Source organism: Phyllobacterium sp. 22229, from assembly GCF_052056495.1.
GTDB classification, from domain to species: domain Bacteria; phylum Pseudomonadota; class Alphaproteobacteria; order Rhizobiales; family Rhizobiaceae; genus Phyllobacterium; species Phyllobacterium myrsinacearum.
This window is the reverse complement of the sequence record NZ_JBQEPA010000002.1, coordinates 12,775-29,598: the sequence shown is the minus strand read 5'-3', so window position 1 is coordinate 29,598 and position 16,824 is coordinate 12,775. Positions and strand designations below refer to the sequence as shown.

The following is a 16,824-nucleotide window of genomic DNA, read 5'->3' as shown; positions in this document are numbered from 1 at the left end:
AAAACGAACTGCGGCGTTTCCTATCTATGCCGGCATATGCAGGCAGCAGCGCGCCTGATGCCGTGGCGCACTCTCCGCATCGGCCTTTGGCACAGCCAAAAGCGCTTGCTGCAGTTCGCATCCCGGCACAGCTGATCTGCACCGTTCGCGGTAATAGCACCCGGCGGGCAGACGGCGGTTGTTCGGAAGCTCGCCTGTGAGGCTGGCATCCACGTCGGGAAGGGAATTTTCCAAACTGGGAACGCTGGCGAGCAAGGTCCGGGTATAAGGATGCGCGGGATCGTCAAACACCGCCTCCGCCGGCCCCGTCTCGACGATCTGTCCAAGATACATGACCGCAACCCGGTCGCAGAAATGGCGGACCAGCGACACATCGTGTGAGATGAACAGGTAGGAAAGCCCAAGCTCGCGCTGCAGCTTCAGGAGCAGATTGATGATCTGGGCCTGCACCGACACATCCAATGCCGATGTCGGCTCATCGAGGATCAGAAGTTCGGGGTCCGTGCTGAGCGCCCGGGCGATGGCGATACGCTGGCGCTGTCCCCCGGAAAACTCATGCGGCAGCCGGTCGAGCTGATCGCTTCTCAATCCGACGGAGACGGCCAATTCTTCCGCCCGGGCCCGCAAGGCAGCCGCCGGCATGCCTCCCCTGATATGCAGCGGCTCCGTGATCAGGCGCCAGACCGGCAACCGCGGATCAAGCGACGATTGCGGATCCTGAAAGACGATCTGCATCTTCTGCCGGAGATCGCGCTTGAGCGTGCCGTTTGCACCGGCAAAATCATGCCCGTCCACCAGCACTCTGCCGCTCGTCAGCCTGACAAGGCCAATCACAGCCTGAACGAGCGTGCTCTTGCCGCAGCCAGATTCCCCGACAATACCGAGGCTCTCGCCCGGCAGCACGCAGAGATCGACATTGTTCACGGCATGGACCTGCGATGTCACCTGCCCGAACCAGTTCGTTGCTCCAGGAAACCGGACGGTGAGATTTTCGACACTGAGGAGCGGGGCTGGTTTCACGACGGAACCTCGCTCGACGGATGGGATGGATGGCCGGCCCGTTGCCAGCAGGACACGGCCTGCCCGCCCGGCAAGGCGGTTGAATGCGGTTTCTCCATGCATCTGGCATCGGCCTCCGGGCATCGCGGCCGGTAAAAACATCCCGGCGGCGGATCAAGGAGATTGGGTACCGTGCCGGGAATGGACTCCAGCGGCTCCTTCGGCCGGACCCGTTCGGGCAGGCAGCGCAGAAGCGCCCTGGTATAGGGATGCTGCGGCCGGTCGAGGACCGCGCGGGTCGGCCCCGACTCCACGATGCGCCCGGCATACATGATGTAAAGCCGGTCGCAGATTTGCGATACGACGGCGATGTTATGGGATATGAACACCACCGATGTTCCGGTCCGCCTTGCCCGCCCCTGAATAAGCCGCAGGATCGCCGCCTGGACCGTGACGTCGAGGGCTGTCGTCGGTTCGTCGGCGATGATCAGGCCCGGATTGCACGAGAATGCCATGGCGATGAGCACCCGCTGGCGCATGCCGCCCGACAATTCGAACGGATAGGCCTGCATGATGCGGGCGGGCTCCGGGATGAGCATATCGGCCAGAATATTGACCGCCACCGCTTCGGCCGCCTTCCTGCCGAGCGCTTCGTGACGCCGGATGACGCTCACCAGCTGCTGGCCGATCCGGATCGTCGGGTTGAGCGCGTTCATGGGTTCCTGGAAAATGGTCGAAACCAGTTTGCCGCGAACCTGCTGAAGCTCCTCTTCGTCCATCGCCATCGGATCGCGCCCGAAAAGGCGGATGCTCCCTTGGGTGATCCTGTATCGGCCTTCCGGCAACAAACGTGTGGCCGCCATGGTGCTGACGGATTTGCCGCAGCCAGACTCGCCCACCAGACCAACGATTTCGGCATTTCCCACCTTGATCGTCACGCCATCCAGCGCCTTGACGGCACCGGCATAGGTCGGAAATTCGAGCGAAAGGTTTTCAATGCTCAAGGCGTGCGGGCGCTGTACGCTGTGTGCGGTCATTATCTCGTCCCCAATCGCGGATCCAGCATGTCGCGGATGCCGTCACCCAGAAGATTGCAGCCCATGGCCGTCACAAGAATTGCCAGCCCCGGAAATGTTCCGTACCACCACTGGTCGAGGATGAAGCTCCGGCCGCTGCTGACAAGCGCGCCCCATTCCGCCGTCGGCGGCTGCGCGCCAAGGCCGATGAAACTCAGCGCCGCCGCGATGAGAACAATACCGCCGAGATCGAGCGTCGCCTGCACGATCAGCGGCGAGAGTGCGTTCGGCAGCATATGCCAGCGCAGGATATAGAGATTGGAGGCCCCGAAGGTTCGGGATGCCTTGACGAAAACCCGCTCGCGCAGCGAGAGCGTCTGGCCGCGCGCCAGCCTGACATAGGCCGGTATGCGCACGATCGCCACCGCCAGCATCGAATTGAAGAGGCTCGGGCCGAGGGCCGCCGCCAATGCCATGGCAAGCACCAGCGCGGGCAAGGCCAGGACGACATCCATGATACGCATCATGGCACTGTCGAAAACTCCGCCGACAATGCCTGAGAGACAACCCAGAAACACGCCGATGCTCATGGAAATGAGCACGATCATGAAAGCCGCACCGCAAGAGGCGCGCGAACCATAGATAACCCGCGAAAACAGGTCCCTGCCGACTTCATCCGTGCCGAACCAATGGGCCGCGCTTGGCGGCATCAACCGTGCCGACAGCATGACCTTGTTGGGGTCATACGGCGCGATGAAGGGGGCGCCGACGATCATGATGACGAGCAGCGTGATGATCAGCAGTCCGACCAGTGTCAGCGGGCTGCGCCGCGTCAGATACCAGAGAAAGTGCAGCCGCGAGCGCTTCGGCACGCGGCCTGCGGCGGATTGATCTTCGGGATTGATTGCAACCATTATCCCACCTCCCGGATTTGCGGATCAGCAAGCATGTAAGCCAGGTCGATCACCAGATTGATGAGGACGTAGCCGATGGAGGCAACCACGGTGAAACCCATGATGGCCGGGAAATCCAGGGTCTGGATTGAGGTCACCACATAGGTGCCCATGCCAGGCCAGGCAAAGATGGTTTCGGTGAGCACGGCCCCGTAGAGCAGATCGCCCAAGGCGAGACCGAGCAGCGTGATCGAGGGTATCAGCGCATTGCGCAGGGCATGGTTGAAGATGACAACCCTGCGCCGCAGGCCGCTTGCCCTGGCGGTGCGGATGTAATCTTCCTGCAGCACATCGAGCATCGACGCGCGGATCTGCCGTGTAATGACGCCGAGATTGGCGAAGGCCAGCACGAAGGTCGGCAGAATGAGATGCCGCACGGCACTGAGAAACGCGTCAAACCGGCCCTCCAGCAGGGTATCGATCAGGAAGAAGCCGGTGACACGCTGCGGTGCGGCGAACGCCATGGCCAGCCTGCCACTTCCCGGCAGGATCTGCAGTTTGGCATAAAACAGCAGGATGACCACCATGCCGAACCAGAAGACCGGCATCGAAATACCGCAGACCGACACCGTACGGGCAATCTGGTCGATCGGACCATCCTTGTAGATCGCCGAGAAGACCCCGAGCGGCACGCCGATCAGGACCGCCAGCACAAGCGAGAGAAGGCCAAGCTCCAGCGTAGCGGGCAGGAAGGTCGCGATGTCGGCGGCCACCGGCCGCCGCGTTCGCAGCGACGTTCCCAGATCGCCGTGCAGCAGGTTGCGCACATAGATGACGAATTGATCGGTGACCGGCCGGTCGAGCCCCAGGTCGCGCCGCACGTTCTCCAGCGTTTCCGCACTCGCCCGGTCTCCGGCGATCAGGCGTGCGGGATCGCCGGGTATCAGGTGCGAAATGGCGAAGGTAATGATGGCGACGCCAAAGACGACGAAGAACAACAGGATGAGGCGCGGAACGATAATTCGAGTGATTGTCATGACTATCAATCCTCATTTCGTGCAGCTTTTGCTGCTTCATATCATGGAAATGAGCGTATCCCTTCCGTCCTGTTCGGACGGAACCCGATAGTCCTCCTGTCCCTCGCATTGCGTGAGCGCTTGGAACAGGAGTTTCAACTGACGAGGTGTCAGGCCGGGTGGTCACGCCAGCGCCCGGCTATTCCTTCTTGGACATTGTCGCGAAGTTGTAGACCTGGATCAGCATCGGGTTATAGACATAACCCTGAACCGCGGCCCGCCGCGCAAAAATATCGTTCTTCTGGATGAGATAGAGATAAGGCGCGTCCTGCGTGGAAAGCGTCTGGGCTTCCAGATAGAGTTTTTCACGCTTGGCCTGGTCAACGGTACTGGCCGCTTCCTGAACGAGACTCGTGACCTTGGGGTTCTTGTAGAATGCCCGGTTGCCGGGCCCGCCCATCTTGTCCGGGTCGAACCAGTAGTTCATGAACATATAGGGATCGGCGAAATCCGGGGTCCAGGCACCCGGGGCAAGGTCGTAATTGCCCTTGGCCGCCATTTCGCGCTTGGTTGTATCGGCCACCGCCTGCAGATCCAGCTTGATGCCGATTTCGGCGAGACTGGCCTGCAGGGCGAGACCGACCGGCTCCCACGAGGTATCGGCCTGGGAGAATGTATAGGTCAGATGGACATTGGACTGGCCCGCTTCCTTCATCAGCGCCCGGGCTTTCTCAATGTCATAGCTGTACTGGAAACCGGCGGGATCATGACCCCACATTCCATCGGGCACGGCTCCGCGCATCTGCTCGGCCTGCCCCTGCATGATGCCGTCCACGATGCCCTTGTAATCAACGGCATAGGAAATCGCCTGGCGCACGCGGACATCATCCAGCGGCGGGCGCTTGTTGTTGAGGTAGACGTAGCTCACATAAAGGCTTGGATTGCTCTCGACAACAATCGAGGGGTCCTTCTTCAGGGCTTCCGCCTGATCGACGGGCACCTGTTCGATGATGTCCGCATCACCATTGACGAGTTGAAGGCGGCGGGCGGAAACTTCTCCCATGACCCGGATGACGACCTGCTTCAAGGCAGGCGCCGGTCCGGAAAAGTGCGGATTGCGATCGAGCACAATGCTCTGATTGCGCTCCCAGCTCGAAATCCTGTAAGCGCCGCTGCCTGCCGTGTGCTCGACAAGCCAGGCCTTGGCCATGTCGCCATTGACTTCGTGCTCCATCACCTTCGGATTGACAATCGCCGCACCCGAAACCGCCAGGGTCGAAAGAAACGGAGCGAATGGCGACGACAGCACGAATTTCACCGTCATCGGATCGACGACCTGGACTTCCTTCAGCACGGGAAATGAATCGGATGGTCCGGCCTTCAGCTTCATCAGGCGATCGAAACTGAACTTGACCGCCGCGGCATCAACCGGCGTGCCATCGTCGAATTTATGGCCGGCGGCGAGCTTGATCGTCCAGACCAGATTAGAGTCGTCGACGGACCAGCTCTCGGCAAGCTCGGGAACAACCTCGGTGGTCGCACCCTTATACGCAACCAGATGTTCATAGGCTGCGTAGATCAGCGTATAGCCGCTATTGCTGATTTCCACGCCCGGGTCCGCCGTGGGCGGGTCCTCGGCGCGCGCCAGAACCAGAACATCGGCGGCAGCCAGCGCGCTGCTGCTGACCGATGCGGCAAGCAACAGGGCAAGCCCCATTTTCTTCCATTGTGAGAAAACCATTTTATACCCTCTGAGGTTCGGCGGACTCGAACGGCGCCTTGTTTCCGGCAATTTATCCGCACGATCAGAATAGGTAATGATTTTCCTAAGCGCAACTTATTTTCTTATCGTACTAGTCTTGCGTCGGCTTTTGGATTTCTTTTTCAAATTCGAAATCTCTCCATCCGCGCCGACCAGTGAGTTGATGAGTTCCTTTTCGGAGGTGGAGCAAACACAGAGAATCCGTGCCGGGCTCTCGCTGACGGAGAGATAGGCATGGCCCATGGAGGCATCGAAATAGACGGAATCGCCGGCTTTCAGCATTGCGGGCTCATAATGCTCCGTGTGCAGCTCCAACGCACCTTCGATGACATAGGTGTATTCCTGACCGTCATGATGGACGAATTCACCAAACTCTTCCATTGTTCTGGCATGCAGAACGGCAAGGATCGGCACCATGGATTTCTTGGATATCTCGGTGCAAAGGTAGAGATAGTCATAGTTGCCGGTCTGGATCAAACGCCCTTCCCCTTGCCGGCTTATGGCACGGCGCCCCAGGAGACTGGGCGTGGATTCCACCGGTCTTGTGCCGAAAAGCTCAACAATATCGACACCCAACCCTGCAGCGAGCTGAACCAGACGGTCATAGGTCAAGGACATCTGATTGTTCTCGACCTTGGAAAGCGTCGACACGGCAAGCCCGGTCATCTCGCTTACTTCCAACAGAGTCCAATGATTGCGAACGCGAATGTCCCGGAGAAAGTCACCCAAGCCAGTTTTCTGATCGGTCATTATAATTCTATCATCCTACATTTTATAGCGAATTACGCTACTACAGCGCGTCTGCCGACGCGATAAGGAAAATTTACTTGATCATTAAGAAAATTAAGTTTCTTATACGCTAAATTCAGGAGTGATACATGTTCGATTTCATTATCATTGGCGGTGGCATTGCGGGCGCTTCGGCAGCCTATGAACTGGCCGCCAAATCATCCGTGCTTCTTGTGGAGCGCGAGTCCCATTGTGGATATCACACCACGGGGCGGTCCGCAGCGCTCTTTTCCGAAACCTACGGCAATGCCGCGATCCGCGCACTCACCCGGGCAAGCCGCAGCATGTATGAAGCGCCGCCCGAAGGTTTTGCCCAGAATGAACTGCTCAGCCCGCGTTCCGTCCTTTATATCGCCCGTGCCGATCAGCATGACGGCATCGCTGCAATGACCGATATTCTCGGTTCCAGCGGAAAAGCTTCTCCGGTCATGACACCCGCCGCCATATGCCAGCGCGTGCCGATCATCCGTCCCGGTTATGTCGCCTACGGGCTGCTGGACGAGAGCTCCCGGGATATCGACGTCCACGCCCTGCATCAGGGCTATTTGAAAGGCGCACGCGCCCGTGGCGCCAGCATCGTAACATCAGCGGACGTTCTTGCGCTGAAGCGGAGCTCGACAGGCTGGGACGTTACGACATCAAATGGTGCTTTCCACGGCACAACCGTCATCAATGCAGCCGGGGCCTGGGCCGATGATGTGGCGGCGGCGGCCGGGGCAGCACGGATCGGCCTGACGCCGCTGCGCCGGACCGCGATGATTTTGGACGCGCCGGATGGTGTCGATGTCTCCTCCTGGCCGCTTGTGCTCGACATTGACGAAGAGTTCTACTTCAAACCGGAAGCGGGCAAGCTGCTGGCCTCCCCGGCCGACGAAACACCGAGCGAGCCCTGTGACGCGCAAGCCGACGAGATGGACGTGGCCATCGCCGTCGACCGTATCCAGCAGGCGGCCGATCTGCCGGTCCGTTCCATCTCACGCCGATGGGCCGGACTGCGGACTTTTGCCGCCGACAGAAGTCCGGTCGTTGGCTACGATCCCGCGCTCGCCAATTTTTTCTGGCTTGCCGGCCAAGGCGGTTATGGCATACAGACCGCTCCGGCGCTGGCAAAGGTGGCGGCAGCGCTTGCCTGTCACGAGGCGGTGCCGGACACAATCCTTCAAGCCGGTTTCGACGCGGGATCCGTTTCACCCGCGCGAAAGGAACTCAAATCATTTCAACGGCTGCAAGCCTGATATCTCGGCAGCATCAAAGGGACCGGCTGATGACTTTCAATGTGGATTCGCTCGCAGCCTTGATGCTGGACGACAGCATCAAGAGTTTTCCATTCGGAAAGCGCATGCCGCTTGGCGATGTCGGCAGACAGCATTGGAACGTGCTTGCCGGCGATGTCCCGCTTCCCGCAGCGGTGATCCGTGCGGATGCGCTGGCCCACAATTCACGCTGGATGCAGCGGTTTGTCACCGATCGCGGCGCGCTGATCGCGCCCCATGTCAAAACGACCATGTGCCCGCAGATCATGGCCCGCCAGATTGCGGACGGAGCCTGGGGGCTGACGGTTGCCACGGTCCACCAGATGCGCGTTTGCCGCCAGTTCGGTGCGCAGAGGATCATCCTCGCCAACCAGGCCGTGGGTGCAGCCGAACTCGATGCCATTGCCGGAATGCTGGAAGCGCCGGACCTTGATTTCATGATGATCGCCGACAGCATCGAGGGTGTGACAGCCATCGCGGACGCTGCACGGCGTAACCATCTTACCCGGCCGGTCAAATTGCTCGTCGAACGCGGATACAGCGGCGGGCGCACCGGCTGCCGCACCAACGGCATCGCCACCGAACTTGCCCATCATATCCGCGCCACGCCGGAAGTCTGCCTTGCCGGAATTGAAGCCTTCGAGGGCCTGATCAAGGCAAAATCCGGCGCGCAGGAGCAGGCTGTTACCGCTTTTGTCGCCGAGATCGCCGCCCTGGCGCAATCATTCCGGGAACAGGGTCTGTTCGGAACAGAGGAGCCGATCGTCACCGCGGGCGGCTCGTCCTATTATCATATTGTCATTGAACAGCTGGCGAAGGCGGGAATGCGCGTGGTCACGCGCAGCGGCTGCTACGTGACACACGACTCGGGGCTCTATCACAACCACCACACCCAGCTGAAATCCATCCTTGGAGAAGAAGACGGGTTGCGGCGGGCACTGGAAATCTGGGCCTATGTGCAATCCGTTCCCGAACCCGGGCTTGCCCTGCTCACGGCTGGCCGCCGCGATTGCGGCACCGATGCCGGATTACCGGTACCGCTGCTCATGGCCAATGCGGATACCGGCGTTCGGGACCTTCCCGACGGATGTGCAATCATCGATATCAATGACCAGCATTGTTTCATGCGCTTTGATCCCGGCTTGAAACTTGCCTATGGCGACCGTATCGGCCTGGGGATTTCGCATCCGTGCACGACGTTCGACAAATGGGACATCATGTATCTCGTTGATGGGGATTATAACATCCAGGACGTGTTCAAGACATTTTTCTAGAACTCTTCCGTCTCAGGACATCAAGCCGCCGTGCCGGAGAAGCGCATCGTGAAGCAGGCACCCTTGAGAGGGCCATTGCCGATCTCGATGGCTCCGTTGTGAAGCTGCATGATCTCCTTGACCAGATTCAGGCCGATGCCCGTTCCCGAACTCTGCGGCTGCAGGCGGTTGAAAGGCTCGAAAACCTCCTCGCGCTTCTCCCGGGAAATCCCTGCGCCCTCGTCCGCCACGACAATGGCTTTGGTTTGCAGCACTTTGACGAGGATCGTGCCCGAGCCGCCGCCATGATCGATCGCGTTCTGAACCAGATTGGTAAGCGCCCGCTCGATGGACATCGGATCGCCATCCACGATGATTTCACCGGCATCGGGTTCGAACGACATTTCATACCCCGCCGCGAAGGCCAGCGGCGCGAGGTCGAGCACGACGCGTCCGGCAACGCCCACCAGGTCGACCGGCACGAAAGGCATGGGTGCATGGTTGAGCCGTTGCAGGTCGAGAAGCTGCCCGCTCAGGATGGCCAGTCTTGATATATCCTGCAGAAGCTGGGTTTTCTCGCCACTTGCAGGCAATGCCGCGACGCGCGTGTTGAGGATCGCAATGGGTGTTCGAAGCTCATGTGCCGCCTGCGCCAGAAAGCGCTCATGCAGGGCATATCCCTTGTCCAGCCGGCTCAAGGCGTCATTGACCGCATTGACGAGCGGACCAAGCTCCTCAGGAACTTCAGCCGTCGACAAACGCAGGCCGCGCTTGTCGTAGGCGATCTGAGCAGCCTCGTCGGCAGCCCTCTTGACCCCCTTCAGCGCAAACCGCACGACCAGCGGGGTTATGGCGAGGCTGGCCAGGGCCATTGCCAGGAAAAGAGGGATGATGACGGTCATCATCCCGCCGGACACACCGGCGATCATGCGCTTGAATGACATGTGTCCCTGCGTTCCCGTGAATATCTGCACATTCCCGGCAGCGGTATCCTGCCATTTGACAACGGCGTCGGGCCGTTTTGGACGTCCCGGCTCATCGGCCAGACGCGCATCCGCCAGATGATCGAGCATGGCGCCCGTCAGTGCGAACTCGGGAGGAATGCTCCCCTGCGACAGCTCATTTCCCGATTTGTCGCGGATGATGAACCAGAGATCGGTGACATCCCCACGCAATTGCACCATATCCGGCGTATCCAGCAGAACCAGTTGACCCGCGCCGTTGCGGGACAGGGCATCTTTCAGGACATCGAGATTGCCGCCTTCATAATCCTCGATCAGATAGCCGGAACTCCACAGGCCGCCGACAATGGCCACCAAAAGCGACAGGATGATCGCAGCTTCAAAAAGCAGCAGGCGGCTGACGAGACGCCATTTCAGCGACCGCGAACTCCACAATTTCATGCTGTCTCCCGCAGGAGGTAGCCAAGGCCGCGAACGCCATTGATGGTAACGCCTGCACCGGCATCGCTGAGTTTGCGGCGCACCCGCGAAATATGCGTATCCAGCGCGTTCGAATCGATCTCGTCATTCATGCCGAAGACTGCCTCCATCAGCGTGGCGCGCTGAACCATGCGCCCCATGCGCCGCATCAAGGCTTCAAGCACGAGAACCTCCCGCCTTGGCATATCGATGCGCTCGCCCTTGACCCAGGCCTCGCGGTGCTCGAAATCAAATGCCAGCTGGCCGATCTTCGCCACCTCCGGCACGACGCTTGACGGGCGGCGCAAAAGGGCACGCAGCCGGGCCAGAAGTTCTTCAAAGGCAAATGGTTTGCCCAGATAGTCATCGGCTCCGCCCTGCAGGCCGGCAACGCGGTCATTGAGATCGCCTCGCGCCGTCAGGACCAGAACCGGAATGTTCTGCCCGTTTGCCCGCAAGCGCGGAACCAGGGACAATCCATCGCCATCGGGCAGCTGACGGTCGAGAACGAGCACGTCATGCACATTGTCCTTCAGCATGAATTCCGCAGCGGCAATGGTCGAGACGCTGTCGACAATCATATTCTGACGGGTCAGGACGTTGCACAGAGCCGCAACCATCTCCTTCTCGTCTTCCACCAGCAACACTCGCATTCCAGTCCCCCATAAGCCTGCCCGCCAACAAGATGACACAGGATAGCGTGCGTACATTGAGGCTGGCTTGCATCGAAACCGGCCCTTCCCCCGCTGCGGCGCCAAATGTGTTCACAAGTCCGCACATGACACGCTGCCTCAATGTAGAAACGGCAACCGTTTCCCCGTCAATGACAATTCCAGCGAGGAAACAATGAAATCAAAGCGACATCACGGCTCTGCATACCGGCAGGCTGGCCGCAGCACCCTCCACACAAAAGGCGCACGCCATGCCGGTTGCTGACCTTCTCCCCTTCCTGCGCTCCTGGATACGCAATCCGCTGCGCACCGCCGCCATACTCCCGTCGGGAAACCGGGTCTCCGCGCTCATGACCAGGGAGATCGATGCGGATATGGGGCCGGTTCTTGAGCTGGGTCCGGGAACCGGGCCGTTCACGCGGTCGCTGCTTGAGCGGGGCATACCGGAGGCAAGGCTGACCCTCGTGGAGTACAGCACCGAATTCGCCCGGCTTCTGGGAAAACGGTTTCCGCATGCGCGCATTCTGCGCATGGATGCCGCGCGGATCGGTGACTTCAATCTGTTCGAACCCGGCACGGTCGGTGCGGTTGTCAGCGGCTTGGGCGTTCTGACCATGCCGCCGCGGCAGGTGAAGGGAATTCTCAGCGGCGCCTTCCGCTATCTTCGCCCGGACGGCGCCTTTTACCAGATCACCTATGGTCCGCGCTGTCCTGTTCCGCAATCCATTCTGGATCACCTCCAGCTTGAGGAAAGCTTTGTCGGCAAGACGATGCGCAATATCCCCCCGGCATCGGTGTACCGGATCAAACGCCGCGCCGCGCTGCCGGAACAGGACCGGGCCAATGGATGAGCTTGGCACGGTGGCATGGTTTCTCGGCTATGGTTTTGTCGGCCTCACCGGTTTGGCCGTCGTGGAAAAGTTCATTCCGCTCTTTCCGTCCTATGTCCTTCTCATGCTGCTGGGCATGACGGTGCCGGATCCGCAGAGCCTGATTGCCACGATTGCAGCGACAACACTGGGGTCGACCATCGGTGCCTGCTGCTGGTTCGGTATCGGCCGGACATTGGGCGGCGAACGCGTGGCCCGGAAGGTCGGGCAATATGGCAAGTTCATATTTCTCTCCCCCAAGCTCTATGAACGCCTGACCAACGCTTACCGGCGCAATCATTTCTGGGTCACCATGACAGGTCAAACCATCCCGACAGCGCGTGTCTATCTTGCGCTTCCTGCCGGGATACTGGGATTGGATTTCAAGATTTTCAGCGTGGCAACACTGCTCGGCAGCATGCTTTGGAACGCGCCTTTCCTCTGTCTGGGATATGTCTTGCGAACGTCCGAATACGATCCCTTCCGGGCGGCATTCTGGGCCGCGGTCGGCCTCGTCGGGGTGGAAACCTCGATCATTGCCATCGTTGCCATCTACAGACGCCGCATGTCCGGCAGATCGTCCCGGCAGGGGCTCCCGGTGAAGCAGGAATAGCTAGGCGGCCTGGCTTGCCGCCTTGCGGTTTCCGTTGCGGAACATCACGGTCATATAGACAACGATGGCGATGATGCACCCCAGGAAGATCAGGCTCGTGATGATCGTTCCAAAACCCAGGCCGCCATATTCCATGGGCTGCGAGAGAAAATCACCGAACGATGCGCCGAGCGGGCGGGTGAAGATGTAGGCGAGCCAGAAGGCCACCACCGCATTGAGGTGAAAGACAAAATAACCAACCGCGATGAGCGCAATGACTGCCCCGAATATCAGCCCGGTCGCAGCGAACCCCAAGCCGAATTTTTCCGCGACCAGATCGCCTGCGGCAGTGCCCAGAGCGAAGGTAAACAGGATCGCAAGCCAATAGAAGGCTTCCCGCCGCGTTGTGAAAATCGAATGGATCGAGAGCGTCTTCTCATAGGCATACCAGACTGCAAACGTCGCAATCAGAGCAAGCGTGAAGACAATCGTGGTCACCTCCAGCGGAACATGGAAATTATCGACGAGATTGTCGGTGACAAGCGTGCCGACAATGCTGATGAGAACCACGGCTGTCCAATAGACCCAGGGAACATATTGGCGCTGGCGGAACTGGAGGACCAGCGCCACGACCAGAATAGAGCTCATGATCAGGGACGTTGCAGACAGGCCAAGACCGAGATTCACCGCCAGATAGTCCGCAGCGGTTTCTCCCATCGTCACAGCCATCAGTTTGATCAGCCAAAAATCGACTTTGACCTCGGGGACGCGGTTGAGCGCCCCATGTGTCTCGTGCCTGGTGACATCCATTGTCAGGGTTCCTTCCGGTCGGTGAAATCAGTTATTTGCCCAGCAGTTTCAAAGCCTGCGCAAAAAAATCGTCAGCGCGCTTGTCATCGTCCGCATTGCATCGTTCGACGCCCTTGGCTTCAAGCTGGTCCACCTGCACCTTGTCGGCTTCGTTCAGCTTCGCCGTGGCCTTGGCAGCGCGCACATCCTTCAACATGTCTTCGCAAGGCATCGGCCCGGCGGCAAAGCTTTGCGAGGTGACAAGGCTGGTCGAGAGCACAAGCAGGCACAGAGAGAGGGCATATTTCTTCATCGTGAAAACTCCATTGAATGATCGGCGGGGGAAAAGGGCTGGCAAACCGAACGCAACACATGCCGGTTCGCTGCGCGTAATTGGGTTCGTAAGTGGCGGTGTGGCAGTTCCCTCAGGAGGGAACGGTCAGGAACGAGAGCAACAGGGCCGCCAACAGCACGGCCCCGATAAACAGGGTGGGGTATTTCGCGAGATATCGATCCATAGGGTCTCTCCAGCATGGTTTGGTCGTTGCCGGAGAGTGTGAACGCCCATTCTTACGGGTACTTCGCCCCGTCCTTACCATTTCGTAAGCGCAGGCATGCGCCGTTTTCTTACCAATTTGTAAAGTGCCGGAAAGGTGGCCGTGACGAGAAGCCTGTACGCCCCATGGAGGACGATACGAATCCACATCAAGACATCATGTGCATTTGGTTTATGCTACAGTCGATCAACACGGACGAATTCGGGACGGGACATGCGCATACTGATCATCGAGGATGACCGGCAGACTTCGGACTACATTGCCAAAGGTTTTACCGAAGCCGGACACATCGCCGAGGTGATTTCAGATGGCAGAAGCGCACTTTCCCATGCAGCGGGCACCGAATACGACATTCTCATCGTCGACAGGATGCTTCCGGGTCTTGATGGCCTCTCCATCGTCAAGGCGCTGCGCGTGGCCGGCGTGAAGACACCGGCCCTGTTTCTCACATCGGTCGGCGGTCTGGATGACCGGGTCGAGGGTCTGGAGGCAGGCGGTGACGATTATCTGGTCAAGCCATTCGCCTTTTCGGAACTGTCCGCCCGTGTCAACGCGCTGCACCGGCGGCCGCCCTTTCAAAGCGAGAGCAACACCGTGGCCGTCGCCGATCTGGAAGTTGATCTCATGCGCCGAACCGTAAAGCGCGGCGGCACCCTCATCGATCTGCAGCCGCGGGAATTCCGCTTGCTGGAAATTCTCATCCGCAATGAGGGCCGCGTCCTGACCCGGACCATGCTGCTCGAGCGCGTCTGGGATTTTCACTTTGACCCGAAGACCAGCGTTGTCGAGACGCATATCAGCCGTCTCAGGGCAAAGATCGACAAGCCGTTTTCGTTTCCGTTGCTGCACACCATCCGAAACACCGGCTACAGCCTACATGCGCCGCATTGACCTTCTCAAAAGCACGCCGTTCCGGCTGGCCATCATCTTTGCCACGCTCTTCATCATGTCATTTGTGGTGGCGGGCTTCATCACCTTTCAACTGCTCAAACGGGAACTTGCCGACCATCTGGACCAGACCATCCAGGATACCTATGCGATTCTGACCGCGTCCTATGGAGAGGGCGATGCCTCCGAACTGTCCGAGACGGTCACCAGCCATGTCCTGTCGTCTTCGGGCCTCGGCCGCGTCTTCCTGTTGTCGTCAAAGGACGGACAGCGCCTGGCAGGCAACATAGAGACGGCGGATGTGCCTTCCGGCTGGTCGACGGTCGAGGGGACACGGCTGGGCTTGGCCAATGACGAGCCCTATCGCGTCTATTCCGGCCAAGTGGACAAGCAGCCGCTGGTTGTCGGAATGAGTTTCAGGGAAAACGAAGAGTTTCTGCGGATTGTTTTCATCAGTTTCGCCTGGGCCAGCGTCATGGTTTTGATCCTTGCCGCGGCGGGCGGTGTTTTTCTGGCATCGCGCGTACAGAAGCGGTTGGAAACGGTAGCATCGACCATGCGCAAGATCGGCTCCGGCAAGCTCGACGTGCGCATTCCGCTGGTCGGGAACGGCGACGATATCGACCGTCTCTCGGACCAGGTTAATCAGGCCCTCGGGCGGGTCAGTTCGCTGGTGGAAGGCATGCGCCAGGTCAGCACAGACATCGCCCACGATCTCAAGACACCCCTCAACAGACTGTCTCTGACAATCAGCCAGGCCATCGACAAGGCAGGCCAGGGGTCGTCGATTGTCGCCGATCTCAAGCGGGCTCAGGACGAAAGCCATCATATCAACGCGACCTTTGATGCCCTCCTGCGCATCGCGCAGATCGAGGCCGGATCGCGGCGGTCACGGTTCTCCGAGGTTGACCTGCGAGAATGTCTTGAAACGATCCTGGAGGTTTACGCGGATGTGGCCGATGATCGAAAACAGCAATTGCAGCTATCGCTTGAACCGAATGTTGCATTTGTGATGACGGGCGACCGCGAGCTGCTGATCCAGCTCTTCGCCAATCTGATTGAAAATTCGATACGCCACAGCCCGGAGGGCGCGAAAATCTGGATCAATGCAACCCATTCAGACGCCACGATCAATGTCAGCGTTGCCGACAATGGTCCCGGAATCCCGGTTGAAGAACGCAGCAAGGTCTTCCAGCGGCTTTACCGTCTCGATAAGAGCCGGACAACACCGGGCACCGGACTGGGGTTGAGCCTGGTCAAGGCTATTCTCGATCTCCACCACTCCGGCATTGAACTGGAAGACAATGCGCCGGGTCTGCGGGTAAAATTGTCGTTCCCGGTTGTTTCGCCTTATAACCGCCCTGATCTGGCTGCGACTACGGCGCGCGCAAAGCCATCATTCATGTCAAACCCACCTGCGGAGAACACCGGCCAATGAAGCAACGCACGCAGTCGGCTCGTCGCGGCAGTTGGCGAAAGATTCTCAAAGGCAGCGGCGCGGCGCTGCTTGTCGCAGTGCTGGGCGCCGGCGGCTATTACGGCACCATGCGCTGGCAGGGCAATTTCCATGCAACCATCCCTGGCGAACTATACAGATCGGCCCAGCCGACACCCTCACAGATCGCCTTCTATCAAAAGACCTATGGCATCAAGACCATCATCAATCTGCGCGGCGAAAATACCGGCACCGGCTGGTATGACAAGGAAGTGCTGGCCGCGAGAGATCTTGGGGTCAAGCATGTCGATTTTCGCATGTCGTCGCGGGAAGTCCTCTCGCAGGATGACGCCGCAGCTTTGCTCGCCGTGATGAAGCAGGCCGAAAAGCCGGTGCTGATCCATTGCGAAGGCGGGGCCGACCGGACCGGGCTGGCCGCGGCTCTCTACATCGCGGCAATCTCGCACGGCGGTGAAGAACACGCGGAATCGCAGTTTTCTCCGCTGTTCGGTCACTTCTCGGTGTGGGGCAATCCTGCCTATGCGATGGACATCACGTTCGAAAAACTCGAACCTTGGCTTGGTTTCCCCGATTCGTAACCCCTCATCTCTAGGCGCGCAA

General features: G+C 59.4%; 17 protein-coding genes. 7 read left to right on the top strand and 10 right to left on the bottom strand.

The annotated features are described in order from the left end of the window. Positions 1-24: 24 nt before the first annotated feature. The 6 genes from ACTJJ7_RS02475 to ACTJJ7_RS02450 form a co-directional block, all read right to left on the bottom strand. Positions 25-1,122, bottom strand: a complete 1,098-nt coding sequence (locus ACTJJ7_RS02475) for an oligopeptide/dipeptide ABC transporter ATP-binding protein (RefSeq protein ID WP_440965139.1) — start codon at positions 1,120-1,122, stop codon at positions 25-27. Beyond that, positions 1,017-2,036 (bottom strand): ABC transporter ATP-binding protein, encoded by a 1,020-nt coding sequence (locus ACTJJ7_RS02470; RefSeq protein ID WP_440965138.1) that lies wholly within the window; start codon positions 2,034-2,036, stop codon positions 1,017-1,019. Before ACTJJ7_RS02470 ends, ACTJJ7_RS02475 begins: the two co-directional genes overlap by 106 nt. Further along, positions 2,036-2,929, bottom strand: coding sequence for a D,D-dipeptide ABC transporter permease (gene ddpC, locus ACTJJ7_RS02465; protein ID WP_105733579.1), 894 nt, complete (start codon positions 2,927-2,929; stop codon positions 2,036-2,038). Before ddpC ends, ACTJJ7_RS02470 begins: the two co-directional genes overlap by 1 nt. After that, positions 2,929-3,945 carry an ABC transporter permease gene (locus ACTJJ7_RS02460; protein WP_105733578.1) on the bottom strand — a complete coding sequence of 339 codons (1,017 nt, stop codon included), beginning with the start codon at positions 3,943-3,945 and terminating at the stop codon, positions 2,929-2,931. Before ACTJJ7_RS02460 ends, ddpC begins: the two co-directional genes overlap by 1 nt. 178 nt (positions 3,946-4,123) lie before the next feature. Continuing rightward, the gene (locus tag ACTJJ7_RS02455) at positions 4,124-5,665 is read right to left on the bottom strand and encodes an ABC transporter substrate-binding protein (RefSeq protein WP_440965136.1); all 1,542 of its coding nucleotides are present in this window, start codon (positions 5,663-5,665) and stop codon (positions 4,124-4,126) included. 96 nt (positions 5,666-5,761) lie between these two features. Further along, on the bottom strand, positions 5,762-6,436 hold the full coding sequence (locus tag ACTJJ7_RS02450; RefSeq protein ID WP_130272764.1) for a helix-turn-helix domain-containing protein: 675 nt from the start codon (positions 6,434-6,436) through the stop codon (positions 5,762-5,764). Positions 6,437-6,564: 128 nt separating this feature from the next. On the opposite strand from ACTJJ7_RS02450, the gene ACTJJ7_RS02445 reads away from it, so the two are divergent. Beyond that, positions 6,565-7,710, top strand: a complete 1,146-nt coding sequence (locus tag ACTJJ7_RS02445; RefSeq protein WP_105733575.1) for an NAD(P)/FAD-dependent oxidoreductase — start codon at positions 6,565-6,567, stop codon at positions 7,708-7,710. Positions 7,711-7,739: 29 nt separating this feature from the next. Continuing rightward, on the top strand, positions 7,740-9,002 hold the full coding sequence (locus ACTJJ7_RS02440; RefSeq protein ID WP_440965134.1) for an amino acid deaminase: 1,263 nt from the start codon (positions 7,740-7,742) through the stop codon (positions 9,000-9,002). A gap of 20 nt (positions 9,003-9,022) precedes the next feature. Here the strand turns inward: ACTJJ7_RS02440 and ACTJJ7_RS02435 are convergent, their stop codons facing one another. Next, on the bottom strand, positions 9,023-10,384 hold the full coding sequence (locus ACTJJ7_RS02435; RefSeq protein ID WP_440965133.1) for a sensor histidine kinase: 1,362 nt from the start codon (positions 10,382-10,384) through the stop codon (positions 9,023-9,025). After that, a complete protein-coding gene (locus ACTJJ7_RS02430; protein WP_130272767.1) occupies positions 10,381-11,055 on the bottom strand; it encodes a response regulator transcription factor in 675 nt (224 codons plus the stop codon). The genes ACTJJ7_RS02435 and ACTJJ7_RS02430 overlap by 4 nt, the downstream gene beginning before the upstream one ends. Before the next feature lie 269 nt (positions 11,056-11,324). On the opposite strand from ACTJJ7_RS02430, the gene ACTJJ7_RS02425 reads away from it, so the two are divergent. Continuing rightward, complete coding sequence (locus tag ACTJJ7_RS02425; protein ID WP_105733571.1) at positions 11,325-11,924, top strand: class I SAM-dependent methyltransferase; 600 nt, start codon at positions 11,325-11,327, stop codon at positions 11,922-11,924. After that, the gene (locus ACTJJ7_RS02420) at positions 11,917-12,555 is read left to right on the top strand and encodes a DedA family protein (RefSeq protein WP_105733570.1); all 639 of its coding nucleotides are present in this window, start codon (positions 11,917-11,919) and stop codon (positions 12,553-12,555) included. The genes ACTJJ7_RS02425 and ACTJJ7_RS02420 overlap by 8 nt, the downstream gene beginning before the upstream one ends. Here ACTJJ7_RS02420 and ACTJJ7_RS02415 read toward each other — a convergent pair whose 3' ends face one another. Together ACTJJ7_RS02415 and ACTJJ7_RS02410 are read right to left on the bottom strand one after the other, a co-directional pair. After that, the gene (locus ACTJJ7_RS02415) at positions 12,556-13,344 is read right to left on the bottom strand and encodes a COG4705 family protein (protein WP_440965131.1); all 789 of its coding nucleotides are present in this window, start codon (positions 13,342-13,344) and stop codon (positions 12,556-12,558) included. A 31-nt stretch (positions 13,345-13,375) separates the two neighbouring features. Continuing rightward, complete coding sequence (locus ACTJJ7_RS02410) at positions 13,376-13,636, bottom strand: hypothetical protein (protein ID WP_440965130.1); 261 nt, start codon at positions 13,634-13,636, stop codon at positions 13,376-13,378. Between the two features lie 457 nt (positions 13,637-14,093). Here ACTJJ7_RS02410 and ACTJJ7_RS02405 point away from each other — a divergent pair, with 457 nt between their 5' ends. Genes ACTJJ7_RS02405 through ACTJJ7_RS02395 form a run of 3 tightly spaced genes read left to right on the top strand, consistent with a single transcriptional unit; the run spans position 14,094 to position 16,802 of the window. After that, positions 14,094-14,771, top strand: coding sequence for a winged helix-turn-helix domain-containing protein (locus tag ACTJJ7_RS02405; protein WP_440965128.1), 678 nt, complete (start codon positions 14,094-14,096; stop codon positions 14,769-14,771). Continuing rightward, the gene (locus tag ACTJJ7_RS02400) at positions 14,758-16,206 is read left to right on the top strand and encodes an ATP-binding protein (protein ID WP_440965127.1); all 1,449 of its coding nucleotides are present in this window, start codon (positions 14,758-14,760) and stop codon (positions 16,204-16,206) included. Before ACTJJ7_RS02405 ends, ACTJJ7_RS02400 begins: the two co-directional genes overlap by 14 nt. After that, entirely contained in the window at positions 16,203-16,802 is a 600-nt protein-coding gene (locus ACTJJ7_RS02395) for a tyrosine-protein phosphatase (protein ID WP_105733565.1), read from the top strand. The genes ACTJJ7_RS02400 and ACTJJ7_RS02395 overlap by 4 nt, the downstream gene beginning before the upstream one ends. Positions 16,803-16,824: the final 22 nt, after the last annotated feature.